Annotated in this window: 15 protein-coding genes and 4 pseudogenes; 8 read left to right on the forward strand and 11 right to left on the reverse strand. The window is 59.5% G+C overall.

What is annotated here, in order from left to right; all coding sequences use genetic code 11:
• Nucleotides 1-120, forward strand: a pseudogene (locus tag FME68_RS09220) (IS6 family transposase); the annotation flags it as partial.
• Between the two features lie 196 nt (nt 121-316).
• Here the strand turns inward: FME68_RS09220 and FME68_RS13450 are convergent.
• From FME68_RS13450 to FME68_RS09260, 7 genes are all read right to left on the reverse strand, one after another.
• Nucleotides 317-385 (reverse strand): erythromycin resistance leader peptide, encoded by a 69-nt coding sequence (locus tag FME68_RS13450; RefSeq protein ID WP_158397431.1) that lies wholly within the window; start codon nt 383-385, stop codon nt 317-319.
• Nucleotides 386-714: 329 nt separating this feature from the next.
• Nucleotides 715-1,206, reverse strand: a complete 492-nt coding sequence (locus tag FME68_RS09230) for a GNAT family N-acetyltransferase (protein ID WP_216361697.1) — start codon at nt 1,204-1,206, stop codon at nt 715-717.
• A gap of 935 nt (nt 1,207-2,141) precedes the next feature.
• Entirely contained in the window at nt 2,142-3,239 is a 1,098-nt protein-coding gene (locus tag FME68_RS09240; RefSeq protein WP_110302294.1) for a hypothetical protein, read from the reverse strand.
• 100 nt (nt 3,240-3,339) lie between these two features.
• Nucleotides 3,340-3,654 (reverse strand): NIPSNAP family protein, encoded by a 315-nt coding sequence (locus FME68_RS09245; RefSeq protein WP_174232238.1) that lies wholly within the window; start codon nt 3,652-3,654, stop codon nt 3,340-3,342.
• A 99-nt stretch (nt 3,655-3,753) separates the two neighbouring features.
• The gene (locus FME68_RS09250; RefSeq protein ID WP_003849969.1) at nt 3,754-4,083 is read right to left on the reverse strand and encodes a DMT family transporter; all 330 of its coding nucleotides are present in this window, start codon (nt 4,081-4,083) and stop codon (nt 3,754-3,756) included.
• Nucleotides 4,080-4,439 carry a DMT family transporter gene (locus tag FME68_RS09255; RefSeq protein ID WP_048733039.1) on the reverse strand — a complete coding sequence of 120 codons (360 nt, stop codon included), beginning with the start codon at nt 4,437-4,439 and terminating at the stop codon, nt 4,080-4,082. Before FME68_RS09255 ends, FME68_RS09250 begins: the two co-directional genes overlap by 4 nt.
• Nucleotides 4,436-4,981, reverse strand: a complete 546-nt coding sequence (locus tag FME68_RS09260; RefSeq protein WP_034666346.1) for a TetR/AcrR family transcriptional regulator — start codon at nt 4,979-4,981, stop codon at nt 4,436-4,438. The genes FME68_RS09255 and FME68_RS09260 overlap by 4 nt, the downstream gene beginning before the upstream one ends.
• Before the next feature lie 203 nt (nt 4,982-5,184).
• On the opposite strand from FME68_RS09260, the pseudogene FME68_RS13510 reads away from it, so the two are divergent.
• The 5 genes and pseudogenes from FME68_RS13510 to FME68_RS09280 form a co-directional block, all read left to right on the forward strand.
• A pseudogene (locus tag FME68_RS13510) lies at nt 5,185-5,331 on the forward strand (helix-turn-helix domain-containing protein); the annotation flags it as partial.
• 107 nt (nt 5,332-5,438) lie between these two features.
• Nucleotides 5,439-5,510: pseudogene (locus tag FME68_RS13515) on the forward strand (helix-turn-helix domain-containing protein); the annotation flags it as partial.
• Nucleotides 5,511-5,571: 61 nt separating this feature from the next.
• Nucleotides 5,572-6,788 (forward strand): IS3 family transposase gene (locus FME68_RS09270; protein WP_144269212.1). Its coding sequence is split into 2 segments (ribosomal slippage): nt 5,572-5,833 and nt 5,833-6,788, totalling 1,218 coding nucleotides; the frame shifts between segments, so codons are not numbered across the junction.
• A 133-nt stretch (nt 6,789-6,921) separates the two neighbouring features.
• The gene (locus FME68_RS09275; RefSeq protein WP_328287795.1) at nt 6,922-8,229 is read left to right on the forward strand and encodes a DDE-type integrase/transposase/recombinase; all 1,308 of its coding nucleotides are present in this window, start codon (nt 6,922-6,924) and stop codon (nt 8,227-8,229) included.
• A gap of 83 nt (nt 8,230-8,312) precedes the next feature.
• Nucleotides 8,313-8,918: pseudogene (locus tag FME68_RS09280) on the forward strand (IS3 family transposase); the annotation flags it as partial.
• An 817-nt stretch (nt 8,919-9,735) separates the two neighbouring features.
• Here the strand turns inward: FME68_RS09280 and FME68_RS13410 are convergent.
• Together FME68_RS13410 and FME68_RS09290 are read right to left on the reverse strand one after the other, a co-directional pair.
• Nucleotides 9,736-11,922: a 3-hydroxyacyl-CoA dehydrogenase/enoyl-CoA hydratase family protein gene (locus FME68_RS13410; protein ID WP_158397389.1), complete on the reverse strand. Its 2,187-nt coding sequence runs from the start codon at nt 11,920-11,922 to the stop codon at nt 9,736-9,738.
• Nucleotides 11,923-13,083: an acetyl-CoA C-acyltransferase gene (locus FME68_RS09290; protein ID WP_158397390.1), complete on the reverse strand. Its 1,161-nt coding sequence runs from the start codon at nt 13,081-13,083 to the stop codon at nt 11,923-11,925.
• Nucleotides 13,084-13,391: 308 nt separating this feature from the next.
• Between FME68_RS09290 and FME68_RS09295 the strand changes: the two genes are divergently transcribed.
• Nucleotides 13,392-14,555 carry an NRAMP family divalent metal transporter gene (locus tag FME68_RS09295; RefSeq protein ID WP_180963917.1) on the forward strand — a complete coding sequence of 388 codons (1,164 nt, stop codon included), beginning with the start codon at nt 13,392-13,394 and terminating at the stop codon, nt 14,553-14,555.
• On the forward strand, nt 14,546-15,325 hold the full coding sequence (locus FME68_RS09300) for a putative hydro-lyase (RefSeq protein WP_372343009.1): 780 nt from the start codon (nt 14,546-14,548) through the stop codon (nt 15,323-15,325). Before FME68_RS09295 ends, FME68_RS09300 begins: the two co-directional genes overlap by 10 nt.
• Nucleotides 15,326-15,808: 483 nt before the next feature.
• Here FME68_RS09300 and FME68_RS09305 read toward each other — a convergent pair whose 3' ends face one another.
• Both FME68_RS09305 and FME68_RS09310 read right to left on the reverse strand, forming a co-directional pair.
• The gene (locus FME68_RS09305; protein WP_158397391.1) at nt 15,809-16,408 is read right to left on the reverse strand and encodes a GntR family transcriptional regulator; all 600 of its coding nucleotides are present in this window, start codon (nt 16,406-16,408) and stop codon (nt 15,809-15,811) included.
• Between the two features lie 22 nt (nt 16,409-16,430).
• Entirely contained in the window at nt 16,431-18,206 is a 1,776-nt protein-coding gene (locus FME68_RS09310) for an acetyl/propionyl/methylcrotonyl-CoA carboxylase subunit alpha (protein ID WP_158397392.1), read from the reverse strand.
• Between the last annotated feature and the right edge of the window lie 4 nt (nt 18,207-18,210).

The raw sequence follows: 18,210 nt of genomic DNA on the forward strand, positions 1-18,210 counted from the left end.
CGGACGTTGAAAGGGATGGAAGCGATGCATTCATTACGGAAAGGTCAGGGCACGATGTTTGCTTATGGGCACCCCAATCCGGACGCGGTGATCGTCAACCGGGTCTTCGAGACGGCCTGAGAACGCCGGCACGCAGCGGCCATCAGGAAATGAGAAACTGGGTCGTCTCGGCTCTCCGCCCAACTTTGCAACAGCACCCGTGTCCGTATGCAGACATCAGGTGTGCTCCTTGGATTTGAAAGGGAGCCGGGCATGACAAATAGCCGCCCGGCTAAAGGACCGGAGCGGTTTTTAACCTACGGGGTAGGAAACCGCCTTAGCGGTTGGTGCGCAACCGCAAGAAAGCGGTACCTGAAATCAACATGGGTCTAATTATATCCCACATTCACGGCAGATAAGGGCCAGAAACTTGTGAATTTTTAGCCCTTATCTACGGTGAATGACAGTGACAGGTGTGCGAGACCTAGTTCCGACATCAGCAGTCGTCCATAGGTTGAGACACACTTCTGAAACTGCTCCTGAAAGCGCTAGAAGCAGCACAGCTGGGCCTCACACGGGCCTATTTCCAGCAGCCGTCACTTCGGTGCGGAAAAGTCGCAGAGGATCGATGTCTCAAGACACCGCCTTTCGCCGTGCCTGGGCAGTTGTGGCTTCAGTGCTTTCTACCGGATTGATGTGCTGAGACTTTGCTTTGCGCTTAGGCAGCCACGAGGGCTAGCTGGGCGAACGCGTGAGCTCCTTGATGTAGCAGAACATGCGGTAATCTTGCCCGCTCTCGTGATGAGAGAATCCGCGCCTTTCATAGAAGCGGCGGGCATCAACATCCACTTCGTCAACGTTGATCTGGATTTCGGTGACGTGTGCCTCGGACAGTGCGGCCTCCACTAGGTCCATGATGGCAGTGCCTATCCCCTGTCCTCGGCGTTCGGAGCAAACGTAAAGCTCTTCAAGCATCGCGATGGGCCCCGCGTAGTATGGACTAGGTCGAAGTGTCAAGAAAGCGAAGCCCACGGGGTGCTCGCCACTATCTGCGATGCAGACAACGACATCGTCGCGTCGAAGAAGGCGCTCGAAACGCTCGGCAAGAACATCGATCGTCGGGCACGGGGTATCGAATTCCGCGTTGAAATCTCTGAGCATCACGGCCACATCATGAGCACGTTCGTGCGCAGCCCTACTCAGGTCGATCCCTTCGGCCCGAATCATCCTTTGAGCCTGTTTCTCCAACGAACTAGCACTAGCTGGGACCGTAATGTTGAAGCCAACACCGAAGCGGTCGACCACCATGCCGAAGTAGTCGCCCCACGGCGCCTTGGCGAAAGGCATGGACGCATCGCCGCCGTCGGCTAGCGCAGCGTAGATCTTTTCAGCTTCTTCCACGGAATCAAACTCGACGGTGAATCCGATATCTCCTGGTGTGAGGCGATCACGAGAGTTCTGCAAATCGTCACCTCCACCAAGAGTAAAAGGACCGCGAAGAGTGCCGTGAGCGATGGCGTCACGTGGCGGATCGAAGGGGAACTCAACTCCACTATCTAGCTGCTCGCCATACGTCAGAATCTCGAGATCACCACCGAAAACCGAATAATAATAGTCGAATACGTCGCGGGCGTTACCTGGGAAAGATATATACGGTGTGGTGTTAACTGCCATGCCGCGATGATAACCCATTGTTTGTCCTATTTTTCGCTCCGGTTGCGGGCGCGCTGTAAGGCGGTATGGTTTTGGGTGTCCGCAGCGCGCTTCCCCCGGCGCATAGTCGGACGGAAGGAAAATAAAAAGCCACGACTCCCGCACCCCCGTAGGTGGCTTCTCCCCTAGTGCTTCCAACGACGAGAAGCACTAGGGGAGTTTCCTTTAGCGCGTAGCTTCCAGCCGTTCTTTGAGACTGGTGGCTAAGTCTGTAAGTTCATCTGGATTATCTGCGGGCCATTGTTGAGACAAATTCCTCTGTGCTACACGCACGAACTTAGCGAGTATGCCAGCGTCGCGGGCCAGTGGGGAAGTGGCAGGCAACTCCGCTTGTATTACCTGTAGGTGTTTGGCGGCGTCTAGCGCGTACTCGTAATCTCCAGCACCCTCGTGGGCTTTGATGAATAGGGCGCACAGGTGCGCGTCCCGAGCTTCATAAACAATGTCGGTCACCGCTTCACGTCACTATTCATCCCCCAACTACACGGCCAAACAATTTTGTCTCCGTTAGTTTTTGTTGCTTTTAACTTTCCCCAACCTGAACCAATTACATTGACAATGGGAGTCCAAAAAGCCAGAGCAATAATCCAGCCCCCCACCGTTTTTATGCCCAAATCGCTAAGACTTATAGGGGTCAAAGCTTCGATGAACAGCACGATAGCCAAAAGCACCCAAGCAAAAAACGTGGTTCTCTCTAGGGAATAATCGTCCGGATTATCGGTCACTTGATACCCACATTTAGAAGCTCTCCGCATCCAACAAGATCTAGTCAGAAACACAGCGAAACCGACTAAGGCAAGAAGTGCCGCGAAACCACTACCGAATTGTTCAGCACTTCCCGCAGGGGACGCAAACATGTGGCATACCTCTATAACAAAGATGAAGAAACCACACAGAGCGACAAGACGATTAATGCAAGAGTAGTTCCTTGCCCGTCCCGTCAACGGCGCTTCCGTCTGACCTTTTTCGACAACCTCGGGGCCGCTTTCCAGCTCAGTTAATGGAAGTCCATCTGAGTCCAATGCTTCCACTGCCTTAGAAAGTGCCTCGTTTGTAATTGCCGCTACTTTTGCTAGATACTCGCTAAATGTACGAATGACCCCCTCGGCATCATTTCGCTCGGTCGCGAAATCGACAACAAAAAGGAAATCACCGTACCATTCATCAGATACTGCTTCTTTAATCTTGTCGAAGCTTTCCCTGACTGAAGGATCACATACAAATGGATCCGCTTTTGCCAACTCCGACTTCACTCGAAAACGGTATTTCTGCACAAGCGTCTTAGAAATTTCCGAAAAGTCTTCTTCAGAAGATACGAGCTTGTCTACTTCATGCGGCTTACTTATAAGCTGCATTTCTTCTAGCGTTTCCCCTAGGACAGATCTAACGGCCTCCATTTGCCGAATGCGCTTCTTCTCTAACTTACTATCGGCGAGAGATTTTTCCTTTTGCTTGTCAACTTTCCGGTTTCTAACGTAATTGAAAAGTATTGTCGCAAAAGACCCGACGACCGCCCCAGATCCACTCCACGCTAAAAAATCAATCATTCCATCTCCGTAGGTAATATTAGTTATATAGAGTACACCCATCTGTACGCGCTGACCTGCGGCGTTGTGGGTTGTGCCGAGCGTGCTGCCGGAGTCCCTTTCAGTGTCCCTGGGGTAGGAGCGGCCGCATGAAGGTGCGCTCGTACCGCAGGACGCACTCGGACTCGTCTCGAATCCGGTCAGCGGCGATGAAGTCCGAGTGGGTGCCGAACAAGGTGCGGTACTGCTCGTAGGCAGCCAGGCTGGGGAAGCTGAACAGGGATTCCGCACGGTCACTCACACCTTCCGCGGGTAGGTAGTACCCGTGGTGGGTGCCGCCGTGTTCGTCGACATGCCGCATCCAAGCGCGGGCGAACTGTTCAAAGGCTGCGATCTGGTCGGGGTCGATGGTGTAGTGGACGACACAGGTGATCACATCCACAACGCTAGGCCCACAGGCGCTCATTGGGGAGCCTTTGTCTGTGCGCCTCGTGGTGCAGCACACCAATCTGCCTGGTTTACCTGCGGAAATGCGTCAGTTCGCCAAGTTGGCGCCGAGTTCAACGGTGAGAACTCCGACGGCGATGAGGAGGATGCCGAGGGCCATGGTTCGGGTGAGGGGTTCGTGGAAGATGACCCGGGCGAGGATCGCGGTGAGAGCTACGCCGGATGCTGCCCAGATGCCGTAGGCGACGCCAAGGGCCATGCCGTCGGCCAAGGCGAGACTTAAGGCGACGAACGCCACGAGATACCCCGCGATGACGCCGATGAACCATTTCTTCACCCGGCCACCGTCGGAGGCTCGTAGCGACATGGTCGCGACGACTTCGGACAAGATGGCGCCTGCGAGGAAGATCCATCTCATGAGTTGACTCCTGCTTCCTGGGCTGCGGTTTGCTGAGCTTTCTGGGAGCCGAGTTCGACGGTGAGGACACCGCTGATGATCGCAACCATTCCAAGACCCATCACAGCGGTCAGAGGTTCACCGAAAATCGCGGCGGATAGCACGGCGGCGAGCACGACCCCGCTGGCTCCCCAGATGCCATAGGCGACGCCGATCTGCATTCCTTCGCGCAGGCAGAAGGTGAGGAAGACGAAAGTGCCGATGTATCCGGCAGCAACCACGATGTACCAGGATGGGTGATTGAGCGCCGCCTTGAGAGACAGCGTCGCCGCCACTTCGGTAGTGATGGCGCCAGCGAGCAGGAACCACTGCTTCATGGGGTTGTTCCTTCGATCAGGGAGCGAATGCTGGAGACGACGGCTTCGAGATCCGCGCCGTGGAGGGTGGACACACCTGTGGCCTGGGCGCCCCAGAGTCCGTCGGCGGCGAGTCGGGCGGTGGTCAGCCTGGCTCGGGTGGCGGCGTCGAGATCGTCCGGGAGTTCGAGCCAGCGGCCCATCCGCGTAGTCCACGGTTCGGTGAGTTCGGGCCGATACGTCGCTTGGCCCCAGATGATGAACTCGGCGCGCTTGGCGGCCCCGTGGGCGGCGACGTGAACGTAGCTCAGGAGCCGCTCGGTGGCGTTGGCGTTCTCGAGGGGCTTGCCAAGGGTGGCAGTCATGTCGTTCTCGACGTTGGCCGCAGCGTGGTCGACGATCGCGGCGAGCAGTACGTCGCGGTTGCGGAAGTGATATAGCAATCCCGGTTTGGTGAGCCCGGCCTCGTGGGCCACTGCGTCAAGGGTAATGTCGCCACCCTCCGCTGCGTTCATGACGCGGAGGGCAGCTTCCAGGATCTCGGAGCGCTGACTGGTTCGCATATAGCTAACTTTACCATTTGGTAGGTTAAGCCTTCAACTGCGGGCGCTGGTAGGGGCACCTGGGGTACACCCTATTGTTACGCCGGTATGCGGCAGAATGTTTCCTGTAAAATAGGGCCGTTCCTAGCATTGTTTTACACGTGTCTAGCGGGGTCTAGGTCTTATGTCTACAGAAAAGTGGTGAGTGTGATGTTGCCGTCGGATTGACACGAATCAAGGCCATCTTCGATGATGAGCACGGGCTTTATGGTGCTAAACGCATCGCTGCAAGCCTCAACGACGATACGGACTTTCCTCCGATCAATCACAAGAAGGTCGCACGCATCATGAAATCCATGGGCCTGAAAGGCTTTACTAAACGTGTGATGTCTAGCGACTTTTTGGACACGGAGTCCAGGATGTTTTTGGACGGGATGTCTAGTGGCTTTTTGGACGTTTGCGGCGGTGGAATAGCCGGATGGCTATTCCATTGCATAAGCGTAGAAAGGTCGCAGATTTCGATCCCGTTCGTGACGGCAAGACGGTCACACTGAGGTTACCCTCGTTTAGTGGACACCCTATTTGTACGGATCTTGTGTCCGTAAGAGAGGATGTTCATTGTGAGTCAACAGCGCAAGAAGTACACGCCTGAGTACCGGCGTGAGGCCGCGAACCTGGTAATCGAGTCAGAGCGCCCGATTGCCCATGTGGCTAAAGAGATTGGTGTTTCCGCCGGGCTTTTAGGCCGGTGGGTCAAACTCGAGCGTGAACGCCGAGGAGCCTCAGATGGGATGAGCGAGGCTGACCTCCGAGCTGAGAATGCTCGTCTGCGCCGTGAGTTGGCTGAAGCAAAGATGGATAACGAGTTTTTGTCAAAAGCGACAGCCTTCTTCGCCGCGAAGCAACGCGAGCAGAAAAGTTCGAACTAATGCAGCAGGAGAAGGCAAACTACAGCATCAAACGCATGGCACGGCTATTAAAAGTGTCTCGGTCTGGATACTACAAATGGGCCCATGTGCAGCAGAAACGACTATCCGGAAAGGATGATCGGGCAGCATTTTACGATGATGTTGACCGAAAGATTCATCAGATTTGGAAAGACTCCGATGAGGTTTATGGTGCTCCGCGGATCACCGCAGAGCTTGCCGAGCGCTACCGCATTTCGCTTAACCGTAAGACTGTGGCGAAGCGGATGCGCATGATGGGCATTGAAGGGATTTCACCGCGTGCCTTTGTCCCGGTGACAACCATTCAAGCCAAGCGTAAATCCACGCTTCCTGACCTGGTTAAACGCATGTTTGATACTGGTGAGCTCAACCGGGTGTGGATGTCGGATATTACCTACTTGCGCACCGGTGAGGGCTGGTTGTACTTATGTGCAGTCCGCGATGGCCATTCCCGCAGAGTATTGGGCTGGGCTATGGATAGCGTGCAAGATACATCCCTGGTCGAACGGGCCCTGCGGATGGCGCATACGCTGCGCGGTGATGTTCCTGATGGGCTGGTGTTTCACGCTGACCGCGGAACGCAATTTACCAGTGAGAAGCTCTGGGAGGTGTGCCGCAGCCTAGGCATTGCTCAGTCTGTGGGGCGTACTGGCGTGTGCTTCGATAACGCGATGGCTGAGTCGTTCTGGTCGACGCTTAAAACCGAATTCTATGACCGTAAGCGTTGGCCTACCCGTGATGCCGCGCGTAAGGCTGTTGCCTACTGGATTGAAGTCGTCTACAACCGCCGGCGCCGGCACTCCGCACTCGGGATGGTCAGCCCCGTCGACTTCGAGAACCACGCCGGCTCAATTATCAGCAGAAAAGAAATAGCTGCCTAACCACTGGGTAGCTCCGCTACGTGTCCACAATTTGCGGGCAACCCCAACACAGTTTTGCAAAGAATTAGGGATCTCGCGGCAGACGTACCACAACATCAAACACCGGATAGCGCAGAAGGGGCGCGCAGGTATTGTGCCGGATTCGACTGCCCCGAAGAATCCGATTAAGAAGTTTGACGAGGCCGATAAAATCGCAGTCGTCCACGCCAGACAACAGTTAATGGAGCAAGGCTTGGATTATGGGCCTTGGTCGATCTACTACTTTTTGTTCGACACTGTAGGCGCAGATTACACCCCATCGCGTTCTACAATCGCCTCGTGGCTGCATGAACTGGGGTTTGTTGATGCCAATGCCCGCAAACGGCCACGCAGCTCCTATAAGCGCTTCGCCCGTGATCGCGTCGGTGAACTCTGGCAAATCGATGGACTGGTCTATCGCCTCTTTGACCATGCCCACACACATGTCACGATTTACCAGATTATCGATGATGCCAGCAGATTCGATGTCGGAACCACAGCGTTCGCCCTGCCAGAAAACGGTACTGACGCACGCGCCGTACTGGCCGCAGCGTTCGCTGCCTACGGCAAACCTCAAGAAATCCTTTCCGACAATGGCGATGCGTTCGCCACCTACCACCGTGGCTTTCTCTCTGCTACTGAAACCTGGCTCGCCAGCCAAGGTGTTCTTGCTATTGCTGGTTTCGCCCTGACAACCCAGGGAAAAGACGAGCGCTCTCACCGCACGTTGACCCAGTTCCTCGATGCACGCCACCCAGTCAGCCTTGCTGAGGTCAACACATATCTGGCTGAATACCGCCAGGTCTACAACGAACGACGACGGCACCAATCACTGCTTATCGGCAAAATGCACATCACCCCACGCCAAGCTTTCGATACCTTCCCCAAAGCACCATCACCTCAGCATCCACTCGATCCCGAGCAGGTCTGGGCCCGCATAGTCGCCTATAACCAAGCACACAACCCACAAGCAGTATCCGAAAAGCTCAACGGCCCCGCGGAAGCGGCAACTTCACACGAGGCCAACACCGATGACATGGCAGCTTTGCAAGGCATACCTCCCACCGATACCCCAACACTAACGGCGCTGACGACACAATCAACAAACCATTGGGGCATCCCAGACCAACTCTGCGTAAGCAAAGATGGCGTTGTACGCGTGTGCGGCTTCGGTCTCTACATTGGTCTGAGGTTTAAAAACCGCAGACTCTACTCCACAGTCACAGCCGATAACGTTGCGGAGTTCTACACGGCCCATGACGGTGAATTCCTCTTCAGCGTGCCACTGCCGATCACGTTGAGCCACAGGCCACCAGGTGGCCAGATCAACATCAACCTCGTTGAAGGAATGAAACACCGCCAACCACCACGGATGAACCCGAAACTATCCAAACCCCGGCCCAAACGCAGGCAACAACCATAAACCGCTAGAAGTGTCCAAGACCTCCATGGATTCCGTGTCCAAAAAGACACCGGACTCCATGTCCAAAAACCCTATGGACATAACAAGGCTTTACTAAACGGCGTCGGTGCATCACCACCAGGCGCAAGCCTGGCCACCGCGTCATGCCAGATTTAGTAGGCCGCAAATTCACCGCTGATAAGCCGAACCAGGTCTATGTAGGCGATATCACCTACCTGCCGTGTAAGGGAGGCAAGAACATGTACCTTGCCACAGTCATCGACGTCTACTCGCGCAAACTCGTCGGACATGCACTCGCCGATCACATGCGGGTATCGCTGGTTATCGAGGCTTTGTCTCATGCCAGGAAAATCCGCGGAAGCCTTAAAGGGGCAATTTTCCATTCCGACCACGGTAGTGTGTACACCTCACAGGCATTTAGGGACCACTGCGCCCAACTTGGTGTACGCCAATCCATGGGAGCAGTGGGTACAAGTGCCGATAATGCCCTAGCAGAATCGTTTAACGCCACCTTAAAGCGTGAAGTTCTGCGTGATCGGAAAGTCTTTGACAATCCCATCGTCTGCCGTCAGGAAGTCTTCCGGTGGTGCATGCGCTACAACACGCGCAGACGGCACTACTGGTGCAACCTTCTAGCCCCTGATGCCTTCGAAGCGCTCACATCAGCTACACTGACCCAAGCAGCATAGCTAACCCCCGACGTGTCTACTTTCCGGGGGTCAGGCCCTGCCGCTGGTCAGCACACGCACATGCAAAGAGCATCCCTGAATACGGCAACAAAGCAACGAAAATGGTGACTTTCACCCCGGTGTGCTTGAAGGGTCGTACAGGCGCATTTTCGTACCTGCCCAATCCACCTGCATCGTATGCCCTGGTGCATGGGTGATCCGGGCGGTCAGCCCGGCCGCGTCGACATGGGAGGCAACCAGTTGGCGGAACCGGTCGTAGCTGTAGTGACGCTGGCCCGGCTGGGCCAGCGTTGTGGTGTAGCGAGCCCACAATACTTACAATGTTAGCTTCACACGTCTTGTGCGTGCTTTGACGACCGCGTCAAAGTCAATCGGGACGAACGTGCCTTGCCCGCTACTGCGCTTATCTACGAAAATCGCGTCCAACTCGTTATTGATGGGCATGTGAAATATGACGGAATCACCTACGGCAAACCGGTGGATGAGGTCATCCGGGCGGAGCGGCAGCGTGAAAAGCACATCCAGAATCTAGGCTTTGTTGTCTTGCCGTATTCCCCGAGCGAATTGCTTTATGAAAGACCACGAGTGGTCAGTGAGGTGCGGGCAGCGCTCAAGGCTGTGAGGTCGCACCGTAGCGCATAGTGGTGGGGTGGAAAGCGAGCCTCATCAAGCACCGCCGAGTTTAGATGGTCCTTCTACTTTGGTTTCTTAGTGCTGATAAGGGACCATCTCCACACCAAAACCCCATACAAATGGTCCCTTTGCTGAGTAAAGGGGACCAGAGTAAGGGGACCATTTGCGATGAGGGTGGCGCAGGCTAGTTGTTGAGCGGCTTGCGGGTCGCGGCCATGTGCTTGGCGCGCTCCACGTTGGCGGGCAGGAGGACCAGCGGTACGTCGTACTCCACCTCGCGGTCGCAGAACTCGGTGAAGCTCAGCGAGCCGGAGCCGGTGTACATCTCGGCGAGCTTGGCCACGATGACGTGGTCATTCTCGGTGGTGCCCTCGATAGGCCAATCGCGGTCGAGGGCGGGGGAGCCGGAGTACATCTCAATCTCCTCATCGGCCGGCGGGGTGTAGGAGCCGGCCAGGGTGGCGGCCTCCTCCATAGCGCGGGCGAGGACGTGGTCGTAGGACATGAGCACGACATCATCCGAGGACAAAAAGCCAGCCTTCTGTGCCTCGAAAGCAGACGAGAAGTTGCGGGCGGACGCGATGAAATCGAAGGCCTTCTGGTGATAGTCTTCGACACCGGCCGCCTTGAGGCGCTCCAGCGAGGAGATGGTGCCGGTCCAGCCGGGGTAGAGGCCCACGGTGCGCTCCGGGAAGCCAAGGCGGGTATCGGCGTGGGCCACGATGCGGTCGCAGGCCAGAGCGGTTTCGAAGCCGCCGCCCAGAGCGACGTCACGCACAGCGGCCACGACCGGAACCGGGGCGAACTTAAGGGCGCGTAGGGTGGTCGAGCCGTCCGAAAGGAGGGATTCGACGAGCGAGGCATCGCCGGACTCACCAGCGGAAGCGATGGAAGCGAGGTCTGCGCCCGCGCAGAAAACCGGCTTGTCATTACCAATAACCAGCGCGACGAGGTTCTCCGAGGTCACGGCGCCCAGAGCGGCACGGATGACTTCGAGGGCTGGCGTTGGCAGGGAGTTCATCGGGGTGTGTAGGTCGATGATGCCGATGCGGCCAGCCGGGGTGGAGACCGCGTGGACAGCGCCCGCCTCCTGAGACACGATGGTCTCCGCATCCAGAGAAGCCAGGGTGACAACACCCTCGCGCGGCGCGAGTTCCTGACGTTCTCCCTGAGAAGAGAGCACCGAGCCCTTGCCGTAAAAACCGCCCGCCGAAGCCGCGGCGGAGACCAAGGCCGGGACGTTGGAGCCGTAGGCGGAGGCGACCCAGTCGATGCCGATGGCGTCGGCAAGCGCGAAGATGCCCTTCTTCCAGCCGAAACCAAGAGTAAGGCCCTCGTCGATGAGGCCCACGTGCTCCGCGATGGAGGGTGCGACCTCGCAGCAATACGCCAGCGTGTCGAGGAAGACCGCGCGGGCGAAGCGGCCGCCGGGGGAGTCGGTGTCCATGACCTCGCGAGGATCCTTGAGACCCACGACGGGATCGGACAACGTTGAGCGAGGTACGTATTCGTAGGAAGCGTTGATGACCTCATTACGACCGCGGTAGAAGCCACCCTCACCGGTTCGGCCGGTCAGCCCCCGAGAGACGAGACCTTCGATGAACTCGTCATCACCGAGGGGGACGTCAAGCAGCGGATCGCCCGCCGGCAGGGCAGTCTCCAAAGACGTCCAAATCGGTTTGACCAGCTGGAGACCGATGTAATCGAGCAGCCCGAAAATGCCGGTACGGGGAATGCCGAAGGCGCGGCCGAAGGAAGCGTCGGCAAGCTCGTAGCTCACGCCGAACTCGCGGGCGCGGGCCACGCCGGCGGCCATCCAGTAACAGCCCACGCGGTTGGCAATAAAGCCCGGGGTGTCGCGGCACTCGAGCGCAATCTTGCCCAGGGTTTGCTCGATGGTCGTGCGCAGAGCAGCCTCTGTCGGGCCAGACGCGATGAGCTCCACCAAGCGCATGACCTTCGGTGGGTTGAAGAAGTGCGTGATGGCGAACTTGTCGCGGCGGGCCTCCGGCACACCCTCAAGGAGTGAAGCCAGCGGCAGGGTAGAGGTATTCGAGCTCAATAGAGCATCCGCGGGCAAATGAGGCTCGATGGCCTGGTAGAGAGAGTGCTTGGCGCCCAAGTCCTCGAAGATGGCCTCGATGACCCACTCGCGGTCCTCCAACAGGGCGTAGTCATCGCTGGCGCGCACGCGCTCGGCGAACTCCGGCAGGTGGAAACCCTTGCGCTTGAGCTGGATCTCGACGCCCTTCTGAGCGCCCTCTGCGTTCTGGTCCAGCAGCACGACGTCCATGCCCGCCGACGCACACAGCGCGGCGATGCCCGAACCCATAGAACCTGCGCCGATGACGGCTACCTTGGTGATGCTCATTTACTTCGCTCCATTCTCAATAATCATGGCGATTCCCTGACCGCCGCCGATGCACATGGTGACTAGGCCATAGCGCTTGCCCTCTCGGCGTAGCGCATAAGCCAGCTTGGTGAGCAGGATGACGCCCGTGGCACCGACCGGGTGGCCGTGTGCAACGGCGCCGCCGTAAACATTCGTCTTCGCCGGGTCGAAGCCCAGCTGGTCCTGCACGGCGATGGCCTGGGCGGCGAAGGCCTCGTTAGACTCAATGAGGTCGATATCCTCCAAGCTCAGGCCGGCCTTTTCTAAAGCCTTCGGGACGGCAGCGATAGGGCCGATGCCCATACGCGTCGGGTCCACGCCCGCGATGGACCAGGACACAATCTTCGCCAGCGGGTCCAAGCCACGCTTGGCCACCTCTTCCGCGGTGGCCAGCACGGCGGCTGCCGCACCATCGTTGATGCCGGAGGCGTTGCCGGCGGTGACGGTTCCGTCCTTAACAAAGACGGGCTTGAGCTTCGCCAGCTTCTCGACGTCCGTCTCCCGCACCGCCTCATCAAAGTCCAGCTCGCCGACCGGGACGATTTCTTCCGCGTGGACGCCTTCCGTGCGAGCCTTGGCGGCGCGCTCCTGGGACTCGGCGGCGAACTCGTCCTGGCGCTCGCGGGAGATGTTGTTATCGGAGGCAACGTTCTCCGCCGTCACGCCCATGTGGCCGGTGCCGAAGGGACAGGAGAGCGCACCGGTCAGCCAGTCGTAGAGTTTGCCGTCGCCCATGCGCTTGCCAAAGCGTGCGCCTTCGACGGAATAGGGCGCGTTGCTCATGGATTCCGCGCCGACAGTAAGGGCCAGGGAGCCGTCGCCAGACTGCAGCAGCTGTGCCGCGCTAATGACGGCCTGGACGCCGGAGCCGCAGAGTCGGTTGACTCCCATGGCGGTGGAGGAGTCTGGCATGCCCACGTTCTTGGCAATCGCCCGGGAGAGGTAGAGGTCCTTCGGCACGACGGGCATGACATTGGAAGCCACGGCAGTGTCGAGGTCGGCGCCGGAAAGCCCCGAACGATCAATAGCTGCTTCGGCGGCCAGGGAGCCAAGTTCGGTGAGGGAGAGGCGCGCGAGGCTGCCGCCAAATTTGCCGATGGGCAGGCGTGCAGCCCCGGCGATGTAGATGTCCTGGGGCATGGGTTCCTCCGTTGATGAATACGAATGATGATTAGTTAACTTAGTATCCTAGGTCACCTTTTGGAGGTGCGCAACGGTGTGCGGCCAGGGTGTGTGGGCTGCTGCAATTTTGGCAAGGGTGTAACGTGCGCCACCCCCGCGCTGTTTACAGATTGTTGAACAACCTCTATGCTTTCACCAACGTTTAATGCGACCTTCGTCACGAAAGGTGCCCAACAATGAGTTCGGAACCCACCAACCCCTCCGCTTCCCGGGAAGCCGCCCAGAACGCGCCTACACAAGCGCAGCCTCCCAAGGGCATTGGCGCCATGGCCGGCGCCATGTTCCTCATGGCCACCTCCGCCATCGGTCCCGGCTTTTTGACCCAAACTTCCGTCTTCACCGTCCAAATGGGCGCGGCCTTCGCCTTCGCCATTGCGCTGTCGATCATCGTCGACATCGCCATTCAGCTGAACGTGTGGCGCGTGCTTGCCATCTCCGGTATGCGTGCCAACGAGCTGGGCAACACCGTTCTGCCCGGCCTCGGATGGTTCCTCGCCATCCTGGTCTTCATCGGCGGCATGGTTTTTAATATCGGCAATATCGCCGGCTCCGGCTTGGGTCTGAACGCCATGCTCGGCATCGATGCCCGCATTGGTGGCCTCATCGCTTCCGCCATCGCCATCTTCATCTTCCTGTCCAAGCGCGCAGGCATAGCATTGGACCGCATCGTCGCCGCGCTGGGCGCCATCATGATTCTGCTCATGCTCTACGTGGCGATTGTTTCCCAGCCGCCGGTAGGCGAGGCCCTGAAGAACACCGTCATGCCGGAGAGCGTCGATTTCTTCGTCATCACCACTCTCATCGGCGGTACGGTGGGCGGCTACATCACCTTCGCCGGTGCACACCGCCTCATCGACTCCGGCCTCTCGGGCCCGGAGAACGTCAACGCGATTACCAAGACCTCCGTTCTCGGCATCATTGTCACCGGCATCATGCGCGTGCTGCTCTTCCTCGCGGTCCTCGGTGTTGTGTCTACCGGTGTCGCGCTCTCTGAGGACAACACCGCTGCCGATGCCTTCCGCCACGCCGCCGGCGAGTTCGGCCTCCGCGCCTTCGGCGTCGTCCTCTTCGCCGCAGGTCTGTCCTCCGTTATCGGTGCCTCCTACACCTCCATCACCTTCGTGACCACTCAGAAGGTCAGCCCGCGCACCCGCAACTTCCTGACCGTCGGGTTCATCGTGGTCTGCGCCATCCTCTACGGCATTCTCAACTCCGCGCCGCAGAAGCTCCTCATCTTCGCGGGCGCCTTCAACGGCATCATCCTGCCTATCGCCTTCGCCATGATCATGTGGGTCGCGTTCAAGCGCCACGACCTCACCCACGGTGTCAAGCAGCCGATGTGGCTCCTCATCGCTGGCGTGCTAGCGCTCGTGCTGGAAATCTTCATCGGTATCAAATCCATCTCCGGAATCGTTAACCTATGGGCATGATGCAGACCCCATCAGAGGTGCGCGCCTTTGCCCGCGCACACGACATGACCACCACCGCCGGCCACGCCCGCGGCTTCATGCAGGCCAACCTCATCGCGCTGCCGAGCGAGTACGCTTTTGATTTCCTCCTCTTCGCTCAGCGCAATCCCAAGCCGTGCCCCATCGTGGGCGTGCTGGAGGCCGGGCAGTTCACCTCTGACCTCATCCCGGGCGGGGACATCCGCACCGACATCCCGGCCTACAACATCTACGAGGACGGCCAGCTTACGCAGACGCTTGACGACGCTTCCCCGTTCTACTCCGACGACATCGTCTCCTTCCTCATCGGTTGTTCCTTCACCTTTGAGAATGCGCTCGTGGAAAACGGCATTTCCATCGCTCACATTGACCAGGGGCGCAATGTACCGATGTATCGCACCACGATTCCCTGCGCGCCGGCCGGCGTCTTTTCGGGGCCCATGGTGGTCTCCATGCGCCCGATTCCTGCGAGCCAGGTTTCCGATGCCGTCCGCATCACCTCCCGCTACCCGGGCGTCCATGGCGCCCCGGTTCACGTGGGCGACCCCGCCGCCATCGGCATCGAGGACCTATCGCATCCCGATTTCGGCGAAGCTGTCGACATTCCCGAGGGCACCATCCCGGTCTTTTGGGCGTGCGGCGTGACCCCGCAGGCCATCGTGATGAACTCGCGGCCCAGCCTGGCTATCACGCATGCCCCGGGCAAGATGCTCGTCACCGATATCCCAGACCGCGATTTCCTCATCCCTTAGTTACTGCCGCAGCGGCTGGAGTGCTTTCGGGTCTCGTCATTCTGCTCCACGCCGCGGCACTACCTTCCGTGACTAGACGCCTCACACTAATCGCGGCGCACCGCCGACTACGGCGCCGAGTACGCTGCCGCGTGGCTCGTCACCAGATGGCATCTCACAAAAGGCATCCCGCAGATGGCATCCGCCAAAAGGTGTCTTTGGGGCTAAAAACGCCATGTGTGCAACCCAAAAGGCGTTTTTAGGTGTGAAAACGCCTTTTGACTGATGCCTTTTAGAAGATGCCATCTGCGAACTGTATCGAAGCCGGTCAATAGCCGTTCGCGCAAGCGAAAACGGTCCCGCGGGCGAAAAAGGCCCGTAAACGCAGGGCAGGCCCGCGGGAGATGGCGGACCTGTGGGGCACAACGGACCCGCGGGCGAAGCTGGATCCGCGGGCGAAGAAGTACCTGCAAACGCTGGCGGCCCTGTGCCGCGGAGGCGCAGTTAAAGGACCCGGAGAATCGAATCCATCGCGCGCATCAAGTCCGCTCGGCAGGCATCGGCGGCGGCCTCACGCTCGCCTTGCGCAATGAGGTGGGCCAAGTCGATGTTGGCTTGGACGTGATTATCGTGAATCTGCGGGTAGCGCTCCAGCGTCAACAAGAAGGTCAAGCGCATCCGCGCCAGCAGGTGCGACATGGAGCGGTCCAGCGTCGGCGAGCCCAAGCCAGCGACCAACTGCCGGTGGAAGCGCTGGTTGATGAGGGGGCGGGGAGCGTCGGAAAGCACGGCGGATTCGGTCAGCCGCACCAGCTCGCCCGGGTCCTCGAAGGCGGCATAGCGCGCCGCGGCCGGCTCGATGGCGGCGCGCGCAAAGTACAGATCGCGCACGAAATCGGCATCAGGGGTGGCGATGAACACGCCTCTGTGTGGGATGCGCTCCACGATGCGCTCGGAAGCGAGCATGGCGAAAGACTCCCGCAAGGTGTTGCGGGAGCATTCGAAGCGCTCGGCGGCGCGGACCTCGCTGAGCTGATGTCCGGGCATGTACTCGCCCTCGGAGATGGCGGCGCGAAGCGCGGAGGCGACGGAATCTGCAAGCATGCGACTTACAGTAGCCCGCCGCTTAAGAAATCGTGGCGATCACCGCGCCCGGTTCCAGCCTGGATCCTTCCTTCGCAACACGGCTCAGCCTGCCTGCAGCGGGAGCCTTGACCGCGGATTCCATCTTCATGGCCTCAATCGTGGCGATGGCCTGGCCTTCCTCGACGGCCTCGCCGTCCGCCACGTTCCACGCCACGAGGTTGGCCTCGTAAGGGCAGGTCACTTCGTTACCGCTGGCGCTGGCGCCGGAGGCCGCGCTTGCCGACGCCCCCTTCACCGGCCCCTGCGACAACATCTCCGTGGGGAAGCCCACGCTGACCAGCTTGCCGTCGATTTCCAGCGCAACGCGGGTGCGCTGCGCGTAGATTGCCTCGACAGGGACGGTAGTGCTCGTAGCTTCCGCGGAGGGGCGGTAGTTGTGGTCGAGCCAGTCGGTGTAGATGCCGGCCGCGGCATCGGCGTCGCCGTGGTCCACGAGCACCTGGGAGGAGACCATATCGCGGTGGAAGGGCAGCACGGTGCGAACACCGTCGATGTCGAATTCCTGGAGGGCCTGCTGCGCGCGCTTCAACGCGATCTCGCGGGTCGGCCCCCACACCAGTAGCTTGGCCACGAGCGAGTCATAGTAGGGCGGCACGATGGATCCGGAGCGCACGCCGGAATCCACGCGGATGCCAGGGCCCGTCGGCGGCTCAAAGCGCACGACGGTGCCGGGGCAGGGAGCGAAGCCGTTGAGGATGTCTTCGGCGTTGATGCGGAACTCGAAGGCGTGGCCGTTCGATTCTGGGTCTGAAGCGTCTGAAGCGTGCGCTTCAGACGCGCCGGACGCGAAGGAGAGGGGCTCGCCGGAGGCGATGCGGAATTGCTCGGCAATGATGTCCACGCCCGTGACCATCTCAGTCACTGGGTGCTCCACCTGCACGCGGGTATTGACCTCGAGGAAGGAGATCGTGCCATCCTCGGAGACGATGTACTCGACGGTGCCGGCACCGGTGTAGCCCACCTTCGCGCAGATGGCGCGGGCGCCTTCGTGGATGCCGGTGCGCTGCTCGTCGGAAAGCGCAGGCGCCGGGGCCTCCTCGATGAGCTTCTGGAAGCGGCGCTGCGTGGAGCAATCGCGGGTGCCCAGCACGGCGACGTTGCCGTGCGTATCAGCCAGAATCTGCGCCTCTACGTGGCGCGGGTGGGTTAGGAACTTCTCCACGTAACATTCCGCGCGCCCGAAAGCCTCCTTGGCCTCGCGGCCGGCGGAGTTGAAGGCGGCCTCGATGTCCTCGAGGTTTTCCACCACCTTGAGGCCGCGTCCGCCGCCGCCGTAGGCAGCCTTAATCGCGATGGGCAGGCCGTGCTCCTCGGCGAAGGCACGGGCCTCCTGCCAGTCATCGATGGGATCGGAGGTACCCGGTGCCAGCGGGGCGCCGACCTCCTCGGCCACGCGGCGCGCGGCAATCTTGTCACCGAGCAGCTCGATGGACTCCGGCGACGGGCCGATCCACGTCAGGCCGGCCTCCGCCACGGTGCGGGCAAAGTCCGCGTTCTCCGAAAGGAAGCCATAACCGGGGTGAATGGCGTCAGCGCCGGCGCGCACGGCGATATCGAGGAGCGCCGGGATGTTCATGTAGGTATCCGCCGCGGAGTTGCCGGGAAGCGCATAAGCTTCGTCTGCCACCTGGGCGTGCAGGGCGCCGGCATCGGCTTCGGAGTAAATGGCGATGGAGCGGATGCCCAGGTCACGCGCGGTGCGGGCAATACGGACGGCGATCTCGCCGCGATTAGCAATAAGGACTGCAGAGATCATGGGT

This window comes from Corynebacterium hiratae, assembly GCF_009708045.1.
GTDB lineage: Bacteria > Actinomycetota > Actinomycetes > Mycobacteriales > Mycobacteriaceae > Corynebacterium > Corynebacterium hiratae.

Coding starts and splice junctions, on each gene's coding strand:
- FME68_RS09250 (WP_003849969.1), bottom strand. CDS start 4,083: ATGAGATGGATCTTCCTCGCAGGCGCCATCTTGTCCGAAGTCGTCGCG.
- FME68_RS09260 (WP_034666346.1), bottom strand. CDS start 4,981: ATGCGAACCAGTCAGCGCTCCGAGATCCTGGAAGCTGCCCTCCGCGTC.
- FME68_RS09240 (WP_110302294.1), bottom strand. CDS start 3,239: ATGATTGATTTTTTAGCGTGGAGTGGATCTGGGGCGGTCGTCGGGTCT.
- FME68_RS09230 (WP_216361697.1), bottom strand. CDS start 1,206: ATGATTCGGGCCGAAGGGATCGACCTGAGTAGGGCTGCGCACGAACGT.
- FME68_RS09295 (WP_180963917.1), top strand. CDS start 13,392: ATGGCCGGCGCCATGTTCCTCATGGCCACCTCCGCCATCGGTCCCGGC.
- FME68_RS09300 (WP_372343009.1), top strand. CDS start 14,546: ATGGGCATGATGCAGACCCCATCAGAGGTGCGCGCCTTTGCCCGCGCA.
- FME68_RS09310 (WP_158397392.1), bottom strand. CDS start 18,206: ATGATCTCTGCAGTCCTTATTGCTAATCGCGGCGAGATCGCCGTCCGT.
- FME68_RS09305 (WP_158397391.1), bottom strand. CDS start 16,408: ATGCTTGCAGATTCCGTCGCCTCCGCGCTTCGCGCCGCCATCTCCGAG.
- FME68_RS09255 (WP_048733039.1), bottom strand. CDS start 4,439: ATGAAGCAGTGGTTCCTGCTCGCTGGCGCCATCACTACCGAAGTGGCG.
- FME68_RS13410 (WP_158397389.1), bottom strand. CDS start 11,922: ATGAGCATCACCAAGGTAGCCGTCATCGGCGCAGGTTCTATGGGTTCG.
- FME68_RS09290 (WP_158397390.1), bottom strand. CDS start 13,083: ATGCCCCAGGACATCTACATCGCCGGGGCTGCACGCCTGCCCATCGGC.